7 protein-coding genes and 3 rRNA genes are annotated in these 17102 nt (G+C 69.9%); 7 read left to right on the top strand and 3 right to left on the bottom strand.

The features are described 5' to 3' along the window. The first annotated feature begins 110 nt into the window (after window positions 1-110). A complete protein-coding gene (locus tag ACGRHY_RS14725; protein WP_394635797.1) occupies window positions 111-2297 on the top strand; it encodes an asparagine synthase-related protein in 2187 nt (728 codons plus the stop codon). Window positions 2298-2426: 129 nt separating this feature from the next. Here ACGRHY_RS14725 and ACGRHY_RS14730 read toward each other — a convergent pair whose 3' ends face one another. Further along, window positions 2427-4295, bottom strand: coding sequence for an NPCBM/NEW2 domain-containing protein (locus tag ACGRHY_RS14730; protein WP_394635798.1), 1869 nt, complete (start codon window positions 4293-4295; stop codon window positions 2427-2429). A gap of 288 nt (window positions 4296-4583) precedes the next feature. Next, a complete protein-coding gene (locus tag ACGRHY_RS14735) occupies window positions 4584-5477 on the bottom strand; it encodes a TetR/AcrR family transcriptional regulator (RefSeq protein WP_394635799.1) in 894 nt (297 codons plus the stop codon). Between the two features lie 381 nt (window positions 5478-5858). Between ACGRHY_RS14735 and ACGRHY_RS14740 the strand changes: the two genes are divergently transcribed. Together ACGRHY_RS14740 and ACGRHY_RS14745 are read left to right on the top strand one after the other, a co-directional pair. Next, window positions 5859-7208, top strand: a complete 1350-nt coding sequence (locus ACGRHY_RS14740; protein ID WP_394638054.1) for an NAD(P)/FAD-dependent oxidoreductase — start codon at window positions 5859-5861, stop codon at window positions 7206-7208. Between the two features lie 169 nt (window positions 7209-7377). Further along, the gene (locus tag ACGRHY_RS14745; RefSeq protein WP_394635800.1) at window positions 7378-9123 is read left to right on the top strand and encodes an ATP-binding SpoIIE family protein phosphatase; all 1746 of its coding nucleotides are present in this window, start codon (window positions 7378-7380) and stop codon (window positions 9121-9123) included. Here ACGRHY_RS14745 and ACGRHY_RS14750 read toward each other — a convergent pair. After that, on the bottom strand, window positions 9120-10409 hold the full coding sequence (locus ACGRHY_RS14750) for an MFS transporter (protein WP_394635801.1): 1290 nt from the start codon (window positions 10407-10409) through the stop codon (window positions 9120-9122). The genes ACGRHY_RS14745 and ACGRHY_RS14750 overlap by 4 nt on opposite strands. Before the next feature lie 148 nt (window positions 10410-10557). Between ACGRHY_RS14750 and ACGRHY_RS14755 the strand changes: the two genes are divergently transcribed. The 4 genes from ACGRHY_RS14755 (at window position 10558) to rrf (ending at window position 16875) form a co-directional block, all read left to right on the top strand. Continuing rightward, window positions 10558-11115 (top strand): MarR family winged helix-turn-helix transcriptional regulator, encoded by a 558-nt coding sequence (locus ACGRHY_RS14755; protein ID WP_394635802.1) that lies wholly within the window; start codon window positions 10558-10560, stop codon window positions 11113-11115. 581 nt (window positions 11116-11696) lie between these two features. Then, window positions 11697-13224: ribosomal RNA gene (locus tag ACGRHY_RS14760) — 16S ribosomal RNA — on the top strand. A 340-nt stretch (window positions 13225-13564) separates the two neighbouring features. Further along, window positions 13565-16684, top strand: a 23S ribosomal RNA gene (locus ACGRHY_RS14765). Between the two features lie 74 nt (window positions 16685-16758). Next, a 5S ribosomal RNA gene (gene rrf / locus ACGRHY_RS14770) occupies window positions 16759-16875 on the top strand. Together the 16S, 23S and 5S rRNA genes form the textbook arrangement of a ribosomal RNA operon. The last annotated feature ends 227 nt before the right edge of the window (window positions 16876-17102 follow it).

A 17102-nucleotide genomic window follows, 5' to 3' on the forward strand; every position in this document is an offset into this window, starting at 1 on the left:
GGCAGCATGGTCCGCAGCGACGGCGGTTGACGACTGCCGACGGTGATCTGCCACCGATCGGAAGCCGCCGACGGCGAGTTACCGATCCACGGGGCCATGCGGAGGCGGCGATGCGGTGGTTGGTGGGATGGGCCGCAGACCACGCCTCCGGCGTGGGCGGCGCGGCCAGACCCGGGCATACGATCCAGCCGGTGGGGGCACGGCAGTTGTGGGACGGCCCCGACCCGCTGTGGGCGGTCGGTGACTGGCGGCCCGACGAGGTGCGCCTGGTCGAGGCCGACGGCGGCAGCAGACTCGCGGTGCTGGGCTCCTGCGGCGCCTCCGACGAGCAGCTGCGCACCGGACTGTTCGCCGCCCGCGGCGGCGCCCTGCGCCATCTGACCGCCTGGCCCGGCAGCTACACCGCCGTCGTACGCGTCGGCCGCCGCGTCACCATCACCACCGACCTCGCCGGAGCCCGGCCCGTCTTCCACACCCCGTGGGCGGGCGGCACCGCCTACGCCACCGCCGCGCTGCCGCTGGCCGACCTGATCGAGGCGCAGCTCGACGTCGGGCACCTCGCCGCCCTGCTCGCCTGCCCCGACGCGACCGAGGCCCTGGGCGACGGCACGCCCTACGCGGGGGTGCGCCGCGTGGCGCCCGGGCACGCGCTGATCATGCGCGACGGCCGCAGCCGCGAGACCGTCGGCTACGAACCCGCCGTGCCCACCGTCGTCGCCGCGCCCCCCGTGGGCGCGGAGGCGGCGGTCGCCGGGGTGCGCGAGGCCCTGGTGGAGGCCGTACGGGTGCGGCTGGCCGCCCCGCGCCACGCGCCCGTGCCCGACCTCGGCGGCCTCGACCCCGGACCGGTCCCCGGCATGGGACCGGCCCAGCGGCTCGCGGACCGTCCGGGCGGGCGGGCCAGGGGCCCCGCGCCCGGCATCGGCGCCGACCTGTCGGGCGGCAGCGCGTCGGCGACACTCGCGCTGCTGGCCGCCGGACTGCCCGGCGTCCCGGGCACGGTGTACGGCACGCCGGGGACGTCGGCGGGCGAGCGGCTGCTCGCCGTCACCTTCAACGACCTGACGCTGGACCCGCTCTCGGGACGCGAGGCCGAACTGGAACGCGCCCGCAGCATCGCGGAGAGCCCCCGGCTGCACCACGTCGTCGTCGCCGCGGGCGAGGAGGCCCTGCCGTACACCGGGCCCGGCGGCGGCCCGCTCGCCGACGGGCCGCTGACCGACGAGCCGGGTCCCTCCCTTGTCGTCGCCGAGCGGCACCGGCTGCGTCTGGCGGCGGGCAGCGCGGACCACCTGTCCGGATACGGCGCCCGCGAGGTGCTCGACGCGCACCCGGCCCGGCTGGCGGACCTGCTGCTGGACCGGCGCCGCCGCCATCTGCTGCGGCCGGTCACGGCGCTGGCTAGGGCGGAGGGCGCGACCGGGCGCTCGGTGCTCGTGCCGCTCACCGTCTACCGCGCGGCACGGAGGCTGGCCCGTACTCCGTACCGGGACGGGGTGCTGGAGACGGCGCGGCGGCTGCGGGAGCGGGACGTCACCGGGGGCGGGACGGGATCCGGGGCCTGGAGCGCGGGCGGGGCCGTCCACGAGGCCGGGCCCGGAGTGCTCGACGCCTCGCTGTCCGCCCTCGCCTGGTGCCGCCCGGGGCCGGCCGCGCGCTGGCTGACGGGGGAGGTGCTGGCCGAAGTATCGATTCGGCTGGAGCAGACGGCCCTCCGCCCGGTGCCCGGGGGGACCGGAACGCGCCCGGGGGAGCGGCGGGCGCGGGCGGCGCTCGCCCGGCTGGCGGCCGACCACCGGATACTCGAACAGGCCGCGGAGGTCCGCAGCCAGCGGCTGCACGCGCCCTTCCTGGACAACCAGGTCGTCCGCGCCTGCCGAGCCCTGCCCGAGGCGCTGCGCGTACAGCCGGGGGCGCGGGCGGCGGTGCTGCGCGCCGTCCTGGTGGGGGCGGGCGTCCACGAACTGCCGCCCGGCTGGGGCGCCCCCTCCCGTGCCACCCACACGGCGGCGGCACGGACCGGACTGCGGTCCCGAGTCGGCGACCTCATCGACCTCTTCGACGCGCCCCTGCTGGCCGACGCGGGACTGGTGGAGGCCCGGGTCGTCCGCAAGGCGCTGCGGGCCGCGGCCGGGGGCGAGGCGCTGCCGCTGGACGGGCTGGCGGAGCTGGTCTCCACCGAGATCTGGCTGCGCAGGCTGCTGGCCCGCCGGGGCAGCTGCTGGACGGGTACGGGCGCGGCCACCGCGCGCCGGCGCGCGGTGGCCGGAGGAGTGCCGCAGCGCCCCAGCCTGTGAAGCGGGCTCGAACCGGGTTCGGACCCGGCACGGATTCCGTCCGCGAGCCCGCCCCCGTATGCCGGTCCGCCTCGCCGACCGGCCGCCTCGCGGGTCGGTCCGCCGCGCGGGCACCGGCCGCGGGACGGGTCAGCGGCAGCCGATCCGCGCCTGGGCCCAGTCCGCCATGACCACCGAGTCCAGTACGCCGTTCGGCTCGGCCACCAGCCGGAGCGTCCGCACCCCGGCCAGGGAGAGACGGACCGGCACCGGCTCCTCGCCCCGCCGGACGACACCTGACTCCCACAGCCGCACCCCGTCGCCGTACACGGAGAACCGGACCGCACCCCGTAGCGGCGTCAGGTCGTCCACTCCGGCGAGCGCCTCGAACGAGGTGCAGGCGCCGTCCAGACCGACCGCCACGGAGGAGCGGGCGGACACCGTCACCCCGTAGCCCCGGTCCCGGCCGCCGATGCGCAGCTTTGAGCGCTGCCACAGCCGGCTGCTCCCCTCCCGCACGGAGGGGCCGTCCGAACCGCCTCCACGGGGCAGCCGGTCGAGCCGGTGGACGGTGGCCGCGGCCTGCGGGGAGGCCTGCGGGGAGGTCGGTCCGGACGTGGGGCCGGCCGTCCCACCGGGCACCGGTACGGAACCGGGCGTGGGCGTCCCGGATCCCGGCCCTGCCCCCGGTCCGGCCCCGGGCACCGGCCCGGACGGGGAACCGGACCCCGGTTCCGGTTCCGGGAGGCTCCCCGGCGGGGCCGCCTTACGGCCCGGGGCGCCCTCACCTCCGTCCGCCGCCTCCCGCGGCGAAAGGGTCTGCGCCCTCGAACCCCCCGACTCCGCTCCCGCTCCCGGCCCCGTCTCCGCCCCGCCGGACGCACCGGCCGCCGACGGCCTTGCTCCCGGCCCCTGGTACGGGTCCCGCGAACGCTGGCCGTCGGTCACCAGCGCCAGCGTCAGCGCGGTGGCCACGGCGGCGGCCATCACCCCCGCCGTGACACCCGCCTTCGCGGTCGATCCCAGCCCGTCGAACACCGTGGCCCCGCTGCCGGCCGTGCCGTCCACACCTCCGGCCGCGGTGGCCGGGCCCATCGCCCCGGCCACCGGACAAGACGCCCACGCGGAACGCGCTCCCGCCGGGTACGCCTCCGCGTCGCCTCCTTCCTCCGCGCAGGCCTGCGCCGCGTACGCCTGCGCCGAACCCACCGCCGGGTACGGCGAGTACACGTCCGCACCCCAGCCCACGACCGCCAGTGGCAGCATCACCCGGAGCCGTTCGCAGGCGTCCCCGGCGCCCAGCGCCGCCGACCGGCAGTCGGCGCACCGCTCCAGATGACGGCGCAGCCCCCGGTCAGCCCGTGCCCGCAACCCTCCGCGCACATACGTCCCCAGCCGGTCGGCACGGCGTGCGCAGTCGCCGCCCACCGCCCGCGTCCCGGCGGTGTGCACCGTGAGGTAGGACTGCTGTAACCCTTCCCTCGCCCGCTGTGCCAGCGCCGCCACCGCTTCCTCCGCCATGCCCAGCAGCGGTGCGACCTCCCGCGGCGACTCCTCCTCGATCACGGTGTGCCACAGCACCACCTGCCACCGCTCGGGCAGATCGCGGAAGGCGCGCACAGTGGTGGACCGCTCGGCCCTCCGCATGGCCCGCACGTTCGTGTCCGTCCCGAAGGCCTCCGAGCCGCCCGGCGACTCGGCCGCCGCCGCGAAGACCGCGAAGTCCTCGACGAGCAGATCCCAGCCACTCGTCCCCGTCCAGGCCGCCGCCACGTCCCGGACCGCCGCCAGCAGATGGGTGCGCACCGCCGTGTCCGGCCCCGCACCACCACGCACGGCCAGCAGTGTTCGCGCGAAGACCTCATCCGTCAGGTCGTTCGCGGTCGCCGCGCCCCGGCAGCAGTGGCGTACGTAGCGGCGCACCGCGTCGGCGTGCCGCCGGTACAGCTCCTCGTACGCCCTGGTGTCCCCGGCGCGCATCCGCGACACCAGTTCCGCGTCGCCGGGCACGGCGTCCACCGGACCGTCCGCTCCGTATCCGTCCCGTGAACCGCGCGGCTCTCCCCGCCCGTCAGCACCCAAAGCGAGAACCCCCGTACACACAGTTGCCACCGAACACCGGCAAAGCGTGTCACGGCGAGGGCCGCGCACTCCCGGCCGTGCGCCTCAATCACCCGTCCGGGGCGGGAAACCGCAAAACGCTGCGCACGCCGCGCTCGTACGAGGTATGGGAGCCGAACGGCGGCGACACGAACTTGGCCGAAAAGCGCCACTCCGTCACCGCTCCAACGGTGCCCGGATCCCGCCTCAGGCCCCCACGGGCTTCGCGTACCGCGGCCTGAGCCCTTCCAACAGGATGTCGAGCAGCCGCGCCGAGGCCGCGGCCTGCTGCACAGCGTTCGGCAGGGACGGCGCCGCCGTGGCTATCACCAGCAGCACATCCGCGACCGTCACATCGGACCGCAGCTCACCGGCCGCCTGAGCCCGCTCCACCAATCGCCCGACGACATCGAGCAGTTCGGAGACGCCCGCGTCCTCCCCGGCGTTCCCGGCGTTCTCCCGCTCCCGGTCGGCCCCCTCCGGCCCGTCCTCCCGGCCCGCCCGGCCGTCCACCAGCCGCAGCCCGGGCTGTCCGTGCCCACCGCCCTGCGGCGTACGCGCTCCCCCCGGGCCGGCGCCCATGTCCTCGGCCGCCCCGTCCGGCCCGCCGGCGAACGACCCGACCCGCAGTATTCGAGGCGGCAGCAGCCGCCCGGCACCCGAATCCACCGATGTGCGCAGGAACCGGGAGAGCGCCGACCACGGCTCCTCCTCCTGCCCCAGCGCCGTCCGGGCCTGCTCGGCCAGCCGCGCCGTCTCCTCCTGCGCTATACGCCGCACCAGTACGTCCTTGCTGGGAAACCGCCGGTAGACCGTGCCGACCCCGACCCGCGCCCGGCGTGCGACATCCTCCATCGGAGCGCCGTAGCCCAGCTCGCCGAAGACCTCGCGGGCGGCGCGCAGCACATGCTCCAGATTGCGCTGGGCGTCGACCCGCAACGGAGGCGTACGGCTGCTCTCCCCGACACTCCCCCCGTCGGTCGCACGCGCGGCACTGTGGCCTCCGCCCGCCCCTTTCACCGGGCCCGCCCCGCCGCCCGCGGAAGAGTCGGCGATGACGGTGGTCGACCAGCGAGAGCCCTGAATGTCCTGAATATGCATATTTTATTCCCCCGGTTGTATGGCAGCCTCCCCCCGGAGGCCCCCCACCCTTTGCCGCCGGGACACGGTCATGGCTCCGCCCGGCGTGCTACGAACATAGTTGAGCCCCGGTCACGAGAGAAGAGGGATGTTCCGCCACCTCCGCCCCTGATCGGAGTATGCCCTCCATTCCCCCTTCCGACCTCCTCCCGGACACCCTCCACACCCTTGCTGAGCTGCTCTTTCTCCCGCCCACAGTGAACCCGCGAGCCTCGGTCCGGGACCCTCCGCCAGTCATACGTTTCCCAGGACCTGTGGACAAACGTCTGCCCGCGGGTGCGTCATGGACAGGTGACGAAGGAACCCGCGCGCATTCTCGTGGTCGGCGGCGGCTACGTCGGCATGTACACCGCCCTGCGCCTCCAGCGACGCCTGAAGCACGAACTGAGACGCGCGCGGGAGGGCGGCGGGGGCGTACAGGTCACCGTGCTCGCCCCCGATCCCTACATGACCTACCAGCCCTTCCTGCCCGAGGCGGCCGCCGGCTCCATCTCCCCGCGCCATGTCGTCGTCCCCCTGCGCCGGGTGCTGCCCCACTGCCGGATCGTCATCGGCGAGGCGAAGTCCATCGACCACGCCCGGCGCACCGCCACCGTCGCGACCCTCGCCACCGAGCACGCCGGCACCGCCCCCGTCGAGGTGTCCTACGACGAACTCGTCCTCGCCCCCGGCTCGGTCTCCCGCGCCCTCCCGGTCCCCGGCCTCGCCGAGAACGGCATCGGCTTCAAGACCGTCGAGGAGGCCATCGGCCTGCGCAACCACGTCCTCGAACAGCTCGACATCGCCTCCTCCACCCGCGACCCCGCAGTCCGCGACGCCGCCCTCACCTTCGTCTTCGTCGGCGGCGGCTACGCGGGCGTCGAGGCGCTGGCCGAACTGGAGGACATGGCCCGCTACGCCTGCCGCTACTACCACAACATCCGCCCCCGGGACATGAAGTGGATCCTCGTCGAGGCCACCGACCGCATCCTCCCCGAGGTCGGAGAGGCCATGGGCCGCTACGCCGTGCGCGAACTGCGCGGCCGCAACGTCGACGTACGCCTGGAGACCCGACTCGACTCCTGCGAGAACCGCGTCGCCCAGCTCAGCGACGGATCCCGCCACCCCTGCCGCACCCTCGTGTGGACCGCGGGCGTCAAGCCCCACCCCCTGCTGAAGAGGACAGACCTTCCCCGCGACGGGCGCGGCCGGCTGCGCTGCACCGCGACCCTGCGCGTCGAGGGCACCGAGCACGCCTGGTCAGCGGGCGACGCCGCCGCCGTCCCGGACCTGGCGGCAGGAGCGTCACGGGCCCGGGGCCCCGGGGAAGGACCGGCCCCGGAGTGCGCGCCCAACGCCCAGCACGCCGTACGCCAGGCACGCCTCCTGGCCGACAACCTGGTGGCGTCGCTGCGCGGCCGGGAGCCGGCGGAGTACGAGCACTCCTACGCGGGCTCCGTCGCCTCGCTCGGCCTGCACAAGGGAGTCGCCCATGTGTACGGCCGCAGGCTCAAGGGCTACCCTGCCTGGTTCCTGCACCGCGTCTACCACCTGAGCCGGGTGCCGACGGTCAACCGCAAGGCGCGCATTCTCGCGGAGTGGACGCTCGCCGGCCTGTTCAAGCGTGAGATCGTCTCGCTCGGCTCGCTGGAGCACCCGCGCGCGGAGTTCGAACTCGCCGCGGGCACCGGCCGCCACCCCGAGGGGCCCTGACACCTGTCGGTACCGTCGGTCACACTGGACGTGTGACCATGGGTGGGCCCGCGTCAGCGAAGAGTCACCGGCGGGCGCGGCCGGCCCGACGGGCCCGCGGGCACGGGCGTCCGCACGCACCCGCACACACCAGACACGAGAACATCGGAATCGGATCGGACCGCACGCAGTGAACTTCACGCGCTGGAGCGCCCGGCTGCCCGGCACGCAGCGGCAACGACGCCTCGCCGCCAGGGCCGTACGGCGCCCGCCCGAGGCACCGGCCCCCGCCGGGGCCGTCCCGGCCGCCCGGGACGAGCACGGCGAGCCGTCCGCTCCGGACACCGGGGGAGCTGGGCAGGGAGCGAGACACGGCCTCGACGACCTGCCCGCGCAGGACCTGCTCGGGCAGGTTCCCGCCCTGGTCGCCCTCGTCCACGGCCCCGACCACCGCATCGCGTTCGTCAACGACGCCTATGCCGCGGCCTTCGGCCCCCGCGAGCCCGGCGCCCCCGCCCGCGAGGCCCTGCCGGAGCTGGCGGAACTGGGTCTCCTCCCGCTGATGGACCAGGTCCTGCGCAGCGGCAGGCCCCGCACGGTCAAGTCCCGCCGGGTGGAAGGCCGGGCGGAAGGGCGGGAAGAGGGGAGCCCCGGAGCCGCCGCCGACGGCGGCACGCGCCCGGGCTACTACACCTTCACCTGCACCCCCGTCGAGCTGAAGGGCCCGGGAGCGCGGCGCGGCGTCCTCGTCTTCGCCGCCGAGGTGACCGACCAGGTCGAGGTGGCCGAACGGCTGCGCGTCAGCGAGCGCCGGCAGCGCGAGGCGGCCGTGACCCTCCAGCGCAGCCTGCTCCCCCAGCAACTGGAGCAGCCCGACGACCTGCGGGTGGCCGCCACGTACCGCCCGGGCGGCACCGACGCGGCGGTCGGCGGCGACTGGTACGACGTCATCACCCTGGGCGCGGGCCGAACCGCCCTGGTCATCGGCGACGTGATGGGCCGCGGGGTACGGGCGGCCGCCGTGATGGGGCAGCTCCGCACGGCCGTGCGCGCGTACGCCCGGCTGGACCTGCCACCCCACGAGGTGCTCCAGCTCCTCGACGGGCTCGCGGCCGAGATCGACCCGAACCAGATCGCCACCTGCCTCTACGCCATCCACGATCCCAACGAGGGCCGCCTGGTGTACGCCTCCGCCGGCCACCTGCCGATCCTCGTCCGGGATCCGGACGGCACGGTCCACCGCACCGACGAGTCCACCGGCCCGCCCCTGGGCACCGGCGGCTGGCTGCACACCTCCGCCTCCGTCCCCTTCGGCGAGGGCTCGGCCGCCGTGCTCTACACCGACGGCCTGGTCGAGCGGCGCGACGCCGACATCGACCAGGGCATCGAGGTGCTGGAGGAGGCCTTCGCCGGAGCGACCGGCAGCCCCCAGGTCGTCTGCGACCGGCTCCTGCGGGCCATGGGCATCACCGCCGAGCACGACGACGACGTCGCGCTCCTGGCCCTCCAGCACCCGGTCCGCACCGGCCTCGACGCGGAGCTGTTCCACAACGCCGCGCTCGACCTCCTGGGAGGGGTCGAGGCCGCCCCGCGCGCCCGCGCCTTCGCCTCCGGAGTCCTGACGAGCTGGCGGTTCCCCCGGGAGCTGCACGATCTGGGGGTGCTGGCCGCCAGCGAACTGGTCGCCAACTCCCTCCAGCACGGCACCCCGCCGATGTGCCTGCGCCTGCGACGCACCGACCGCCGCCTGATCGTCGAGGTGACCGACGGCGACGACCACCTCCCGCGCCGCCGCCGCGCCGAACCGGTGGACGAGAGCGGCCGGGGCATCTCCATCGTCGCCACCGTCGCCTCCGCCTGGGGATCGCGCCGCACCCCGGGCGGAGGAAAGGCGGTGTGGTGCGAGTTCGCGCTTCCGGGGACCGTCTCGCGCTAACCGGCCCGCACGGGTTCGGCGGACCGGGCCGGCATCGAGGCGGCGACCACCAGGGACGCCCTCAGCGGATTGTCCTGCTCGGCGGTCAGCCTGCGGCCCAGCAGCAGGGCCAGCACGGTGACACCGAGCGAGCACAGCACCAGCATCACGATGTACGGCCCGTGCAGCGTGGCGCCCATCGGCCCGCCCACCGCCGGCCCGATCGCCAGCGCCAGCTGCTTCACCAGGGCGAAGGCGGAGTTGTACCGCCCGACCATCCGGGCCGGAGCCAGGTCCGCCACCAGCGGTGCCACGGTCGGCGACAGCATCGCCTCGCCCAGCCCGAACAGCGCGTACGTGGAGATGATCGCCGCGACGGCCAGCGCGTGGCGGTCGGCCACCAGCCCGGATGCCCCGGCCGCCAGCCACGCCACCGTCCAGATCAGTCCGACCAGCGCGATCACCCGGCTGCGCCGCCGCCGTTCCACCACCCTGAGCACGACGAACTGCGCAAGCACGATCACGGCGGTGTTCGCGGCGAGCGCGATCCCCAGCGTCGCCGGGGAGATCCGCGAGGCCTCGACCGCGTACGCCGACAGCCCGGATTCGAACTGCCCGTAGCAGGCGAAGAACATCACGAAGCCGAGCGCGGACAGCGTCACCATCGCCCGGTCGGACAGCAGCGCCCGCCAGCCGCCCCGGGCCGCGGTGCCGTGGGGGGAGCACTCGACGCGCGGCCCGTCCGGCAGCCGTACGGTCGCCACGGTCACGCCCAGGACCAGGTACATCGCCGACTCGATCCCGAACAGCAGCAGGAACGACGACGGCCGTTCGGTGTCCACGACCAGGCCGCCCAGCAGTCCGCCGACGCCGAGTCCGAGGTTGTTGAGGAAGAACTGCGTGGCGAAGGCGCGCGAGCGCGTCGCGGTGGTGGAGGAACACACGATCATCGTGGCGAGCGCGGGCTGGATCACGGACAGGCCCGCACCGAAGACGGCGGCGGACACGTACATCGCCGCCACGCCCTCCGAGAGGGCGATGCCGAGTGAGCCGGCGGATGCCAGGGCCGTTCCCGCGACGGCGACGGGCAGTGGACCGCGACGGTCGATCACCCGCCCGGTGAAGGGCAGCACCACCAGCGCGGCCACGGCGAAGAGCGCGAGCACCGTCCCGGCGGTGCCCGCGCCCAGATTCCGCACCTGGGCCACGTAGATGAACATGAACGGGACGGTGAAGCCGTTGCCGAACGCGCTCAGCGCGTTCCCCGTCTGGATCCGGCGCAGCGCCGCGCCCGTCGCGGTGGTCACACTCACCTGCCTCTGAGTCCGGTGCCGTTCGGGCACGCATGGGATGGGGGGAGAAGTCCGAGGAGAGACTTCGAAGCTAAAGTTCAATGCTAAAGAGTACACAGGCGAAGGCTTCAAGGCGAACGAGCTCATGCCATACTCCGGTCCCATGCCCGACCAGCCCTCCCCGGACCAGGACCGCGGCCTCACGCTCGACGAGCAGATCGCCATCTACCAGCGCGAGTACGGTGAGCTGGACCCCCAGGTGGAGAAGATCGTCAATGCGCTCAGCCGCCTCGACCGGCGGATGAGTGTCGCCTACGGGCGCCAGCTCGCCACCCTCGGCCTCAACCACGCCGAGTGGGAGGTACTGAAGGAACTGGTGATGGCCGGCAGGCCCTACCGCCTGGGCCCGGGAGCCCTCGCCAAGCGGCTGGGACTCACACCCGCCGCCATGACCCACCGCATCGACCGCATGGCGGCCGCCTGTCTGGTCACCCGGGAGCGGGACGAGAACAACCGCGTACGTGTGATCGTCGAGCTGACCGACGACGGTCGCGAGAAGTGGCTCCAGGTGATGCGAATGGCCTCGGTCTTCGAGGAGGACCTGCTCCAGGACCTGTCCGGCGAGGAGCGTGTCACCCTGGGAGAGCTGCTGACACGCCTGCTGCGCCGGGTGGAGGACACCCAGCCGGACGCCGGCGGCCGTCTCAGCGACCTGGACTGACCGGCTGGACGGAGCCCCGCGCCGACCGGCTGAAGGAGGCCATGGGCGCGACTTGACAGCTGGTGGAGCGATCCGTAAGGTTCTCCGGGTTGCCAGGGAGCCGGAACGGTTCTCCGGGCAGCTCTTCTGTCGCCTTCGGCGGCGACCACTCACTCGGTGTGAATCCCTTCCGGGGGTGAATTGCGGCGTGCCGTAATTCCGCTCCGGGCGGCTCGATTAGGAGCCGGACGGGGAATCCGCTACGGTGGTGGAGGCGCCGGAAACGGCGCAGAGGGAAAGCAGGACCCCGCCGGCCGGGGATTCGGAGACCGAAAAGGGATCTGATAGAGTCGGAGACACCGAAGGGAAGCGCCCGGAGGGGCCCCGGAAGGGGTGCCGAAGGAAGCGTCCGTTCCTTGAGAACTCAACAGCGTGCCAAAAGTCAACGCCAGATATGTTGATGCCCCGTTCCCGGGACCGCAGGGTCGTCCGGGGGCGAGGTTCCTTTGAAACACACAGCGAGGACGCTGCGCACCCACCGGAATCATTCCTTCCGGTGGTGCCGCTCTGCGCGGATGTGTGACCGGGAGTACCCGGAAGCATTCACGGAGAGTTTGATCCTGGCTCAGGACGAACGCTGGCGGCGTGCTTAACACATGCAAGTCGAACGATGAACCTCCTCCGGGAGGGGAAGAGTGGCGAACGGGTGAGTAACACGTGGGCAATCTGCCCTGCACTCTGGGACAACTCCGGGAAACCGGAGCTAATACCGGATACGACTCTCCAGGGCATCCTGGGGGGTGGAAAGCTCCGGCGGTGCAGGATGAGCCCGCGGCCTATCAGCTGGTTGGTGGGGTGATGGCCTACCAAGGCGACGACGGGTAGCCGGCCTGAGAGGGCGACCGGCCACACTGGGACTGAGACACGGCCCAGACTCCTACGGGAGGCAGCAGTGGGGAATATTGCACAATGGGCGCAAGCCTGATGCAGCGACGCCGCGTGAGGGATGACGGCCTTCGGGTTGTAAACCTCTTTCAGCAGGGAAGAAGCGGAAGTGACGGTACCTGCAGAAGAAGCACCGGCTAACTACGTGCCAGCAGCCGCGGTAATACGTAGGGTGCGAGCGTTGTCCGGAATTATTGGGCGTAAAGAGCTCGTAGGCGGCCTGTCGCGTCGGATGTGAAAGCCCGGGGCTTAACCCCGGGTCGGCATTCGATACGGGCAGGCTAGAGTTCGGTAGGGGAGATCGGAATTCCTGGTGTAGCGGTGAAATGCGCAGATATCAGGAGGAACACCGGTGGCGAAGGCGGATCTCTGGGCCGATACTGACGCTGAGGAGCGAAAGCGTGGGGAGCGAACAGGATTAGATACCCTGGTAGTCCACGCCGTAAACGTTGGGCACTAGGTGTGGGCGGCATTCCACGTCGTCCGTGCCGCAGCTAACGCATTAAGTGCCCCGCCTGGGGAGTACGGCCGCAAGGCTAAAACTCAAAGGAATTGACGGGGGCCCGCACAAGCGGCGGAGCATGTGGCTTAATTCGACGCAACGCGAAGAACCTTACCAAGGCTTGACATACACCGGAAACGGCCAGAGATGGTCGCCCCCTTGTGGTCGGTGTACAGGTGGTGCATGGCTGTCGTCAGCTCGTGTCGTGAGATGTTGGGTTAAGTCCCGCAACGAGCGCAACCCTTGTTCTGTGTTGCCAGCGTGCCCTTCGGGGTGACGGGGACTCACAGGAGACTGCCGGGGTCAACTCGGAGGAAGGTGGGGACGACGTCAAGTCATCATGCCCCTTATGTCTTGGGCTGCACACGTGCTACAATGGCCGGTACAATGAGCTGCGATGCCGTGAGGTGGAGCGAATCTCAAAAAGCCGGTCTCAGTTCGGATTGGGGTCTGCAACTCGACCCCATGAAGTCGGAGTCGCTAGTAATCGCAGATCAGCATTGCTGCGGTGAATACGTTCCCGGGCCTTGTACACACCGCCCGTCACGTCACGAAAGTCGGTAACACCCGAAGCCGGTGGCCCAACCCCTTGTGGGAGGGAATCGTCGAAGGTGGGACTGGCGATTGGGACGAAGTCGTAACAAGGTAGCCGTACCGGAAGGTGCGGCTGGATCACCTCCTTTCTAAGGAGCACTTCTTGCCGGTGTCCCCGCTTGGGGGGCCGGCCAGGGGCCAGAACACCGGCGCACGTCCGGTGCTGGTTGCTCATGGGTGGAACGTTGACTAGTCGGCCGGGATGGTCCGGCGGAGGACACCAGTACTGCCTCCCCTCTCTGAGGGTGGGGCGTGGACCGTGGTGCTCCGTGGATGGTCCGGGCCGGGCGCGCTGTTGGGTGTCTGAGGGCACGGCCGCATCGCGGTCGAGGTCTTCGGTGCCGGCCCCGGTGTACTCCACCGTGATGGTGGGGGTGGCGGGTGGCTGGTCGTTGTTTGAGAACTGCACAGTGGACGCGAGCATCTATAGGCCAAGTTTTTAAGGGCGCACGGTGGATGCCTTGGCACCAGGAACCGATGAAGGACGTGGGAGGCCGCGATAGGCCCCGGGGAGCTGTCAACCGAGCTGTGATCCGGGGGTGTCCGAATGGGGAAACCCGGCAGTCGTCATGGGCTGTCACCCGCTGCTGAACACATAGGCAGTGTGGAGGGAACGCGGGGAAGTGAAACATCTCAGTACCCGCAGGAAGAGAAAACAACCGTGATTCCGGGAGTAGTGGCGAGCGAAACCGGATGAGGCCAAACCGTACACGTGTGAGACCCGGCAGGGGTTGCGTGGGCGGGGTTGTGGGAGTTCTCTGCAGTCGTCTGCCGGCGGCTGGGCGAGTCAGAAACCGTAGGGATAGGCGAAGGGCATGCGAAAGGCCCGGCGTAGAGGGTAAGACCCCCGTAGCCGAAATCTCTGCGGCTCGTTTGAGGACCACCCAAGTAGCACGGGGCCCGAGAAATCCCGTGTGAATCTGGCGGGACCACCCGTTAAGCCTAAATATTCCCTGGTGACCGATAGCGGAGAGTACCGTGAGGGAATGGTGAAAAGTACCGCGGGAGCGGAGTGAAATAGTACCTGAAACCGTGTGCCTACAAGCCGTGGGAGCGTCGCACGCCGGTTTGCCGGCGTGTCGTGACTGCGTGCCTTTTGAAGAATGAGCCTGCGAGTTTGCGGTGCGTTGCGAGGTTAACCCGTGTGGGGAAGCCGTAGCGAAAGCGAGTCCGAACAGGGCGACCGTAGTAGCGTGCCCAAGACCCGAAGCGGAGTGATCTAGCCATGGGCAGGGTGAAGCGGCTGTAAGAGGTCGTGGAGGCCCGAACCCACCAGGGTTGAAAACCTGGGGGATGACCTGTGGTTAGGGGTGAAAGGCCAATCAAACTCCGTGATAGCTGGTTCTCCCCGAAATGCATTTAGGTGCAGCGTCGCGTGTTGCTTGCCGGAGGTAGAGCACTGGATAGGCGATGGGCCCTACCGGGTTACTGACCTTAGCCAAACTCCGAATGCCGGCAAGTCAGAGCGCGGCAGTGAGACTGTGGGGGATAAGCTCCATGGTCGAGAGGGAAACAGCCCAGAGCATCGACTAAGGCCCCCAAGCGTGTGCTAAGTGGGAAAGGATGTGGAGTCGCAGAGACAACCAGGAGGTTGGCTTAGAAGCAGCCATCCTTGAAAGAGTGCGTAATAGCTCACTGGTCAAGTGATTCTGCGCCGACAATGTAGCGGGGCTCAAGCACACCGCCGACGTCGTGTCATCGGCACATCAACCTCCAACGGGGGTGTCGATGGGTAGGGGAGCGTCGTGTGCCGGGTGAAGCCGCGCCGGAAGGCAGTGGTGGACGGTTCACGAGTGAGAATGCAGGCATGAGTAGCGATACAGGAGTGGGAAACTCCTGCGCCGATTGACCAAGGGTTCCTGGGTCAAGCTGATCTGCCCAGGGTAAGTCGGGGCCTAAGGCGAGGCCGACAGGCGTAGTCGATGGATAACCGGTTGATATTCCGGTACCCGCTGTGGAGCGCAAGGGCCGAGCCCGGTGATGCTAAGTCCGTGAAGCCGCCCGTGCCCTTCGGGGTGCGGTGCCGGTGGAGCCGACGGCCCGATCCGGTAGTAGGTGAGTGATGGGGTGACGCAGGAAGGTAGTCCAGCCCGGGCGGTGGTTGTCCCGGGGTAAGGGTGTAGGGCGCCAGGCAGGTAAATCCGTCTGGCACGAGGCCTGAGACCTGATGCCGAGCCGATGGTGGCGAAGTGGATGATCCTATGCTGTCGAGAAAAGCCTCTAGCGAGTTGCACGGCGGCCCGTACCCCAAACCGACTCAGGTGGTCTGGTAGAGAATACCGAGGCGTTCGGGTGAACTATGGTTAAGGAACTCGGCAAAATGCCCCCGTAACTTCGGGAGAAGGGGGGCCACATCCGGTGATCGCCCGTGCGGTGTGAGCCGGGGGTGGCCGCAGAGACCAGCGAGAAGCGACTGTTTACTAAAAACACAGGTCCGTGCGAAGCCGTAAGGCGAGGTATACGGACTGACGCCTGCCCGGTGCTGGAACGTTAAGGGGACCGGTCAGTCATCCTTCGGGGTGGCGAAGCTGAGAACTTAAGCGCCAGTAAACGGCGGTGGTAACTATAACCATCCTAAGGTAGCGAAATTCCTTGTCGGGTAAGTTCCGACCTGCACGAATGGCGTAACGACTTCTCGACTGTCTCAACCATAGGCCCGGTGAAATTGCACTACGAGTAAAGATGCTCGTTTCGCGCAGCAGGACGGAAAGACCCCGGGACCTTTACTACAGCTTGATATTGGTGTTCGGTTCGGCTTGTGTAGGATAGGTGGGAGCCGGTGAAGCATGCACGCCAGTGTGTGTGGAGGCGTTGTTGAAATACCACTCTGGTCGTGCTGGATGTCTAACCCGGGTCCGTGATCCGGATCGGGGACAGTGTCTGGTGGGTAGTTTAACTGGGGCGGTTGCCTCCCAAAGGGTAACGGAGGCGCCCAAAGGTTCCCTCAGCCTGGTTGGTCATCAGGTGGTGAGTGTAAGTGCACAAGGGAGCTTGACTGTGAGACTGACGGGTCGAGCAGGGACGAAAGTCGGGACTAGTGATCCGGCGGTGGCTGGTGGAAGCGCCGTCGCTCAACGGATAAAAGGTACCCCGGGGATAACAGGCTGATCTTCCCCAAGAGTCCATATCGACGGGATGGTTTGGCACCTCGATGTCGGCTCGTCGCATCCTGGGGCTGGAGTCGGTCCCAAGGGTTGGGCTGTTCGCCCATTAAAGCGGTACGCGAGCTGGGTTTAGAACGTCGTGAGACAGTTCGGTCCCTATCCGCTGCGCGCGCAGGAGTCTTGAGAAGGGCTGTCCCTAGTACGAGAGGACCGGGACGGACGAACCTCTGGTGTGCCAGTTGTTCTGCCAAGGGCATGGCTGGTTGGCTACGTTCGGGAGGGATAACCGCTGAAAGCATCTAAGCGGGAAGCCTGCTTCGAGATGAGGGCTCCCACCCCCTGGAGGGGGTAAGGCTCCCGGGAGACGACCGGGTTGATAGGCCGGAGATGGAAGCTCCGCAAGGGGTGGAGTTGACCGGTACTAATAGGCCGAGGGCTTGTCCGTAGATGTTCGCGTCCACTGTGTGGGTTCTGAGACCACGACCCGTCTGGCCGGCGGTTGCGTGTGTGTCATGGTGTTTCGGTGGTCAGAGCGAGAGGGAAACGCCCGGTTACATTCCGAACCCGGAAGCTAAGCCTTTCAGCGCCGATGGTACTGCACGGGGGACCGTGTGGGAGAGTAGGACGCCGCCGAACAAGTGTTGTGAGAATGCCCTGCCGGGTTCCCGGCAGGGCATTCTCGCGTTTACGGGATCTCTCGTGCCGGAGTCGGCTGATCTCGGTGAGCACTTTCTCCGTGTGCGGGCGTACCTGCGCGCGTAGTTCGTCGCTCCAGATCTCCTCGGAGTAGCGGCGGTTGAGGTAAAGGTTCCCGCGAGAAGTCGCCGGTCGGCGGGAATCGCCATGGGCGGATCTCGGACTGG

Origin of the sequence: Streptomyces shinuiensis, from assembly GCF_043660855.1 — a bacterium.
Taxonomy (GTDB): Bacteria; Actinomycetota; Actinomycetes; order Streptomycetales; family Streptomycetaceae; genus Streptomyces.

Excerpts from the sequence above, each read along its gene's own strand:
- ACGRHY_RS14725 (WP_394635797.1), top strand. The coding sequence starts at position 111 with ATGCGGTGGTTGGTGGGATGGGCCGCAGACCACGCCTCCGGCGTGGGC.
- ACGRHY_RS14735 (WP_394635799.1), bottom strand. The coding sequence starts at position 5,477 with ATGCATATTCAGGACATTCAGGGCTCTCGCTGGTCGACCACCGTCATC.
- ACGRHY_RS14740 (WP_394638054.1), top strand. The coding sequence starts at position 5,859 with ATGTACACCGCCCTGCGCCTCCAGCGACGCCTGAAGCACGAACTGAGA.
- ACGRHY_RS14755 (WP_394635802.1), top strand. The coding sequence starts at position 10,558 with ATGCCCGACCAGCCCTCCCCGGACCAGGACCGCGGCCTCACGCTCGAC.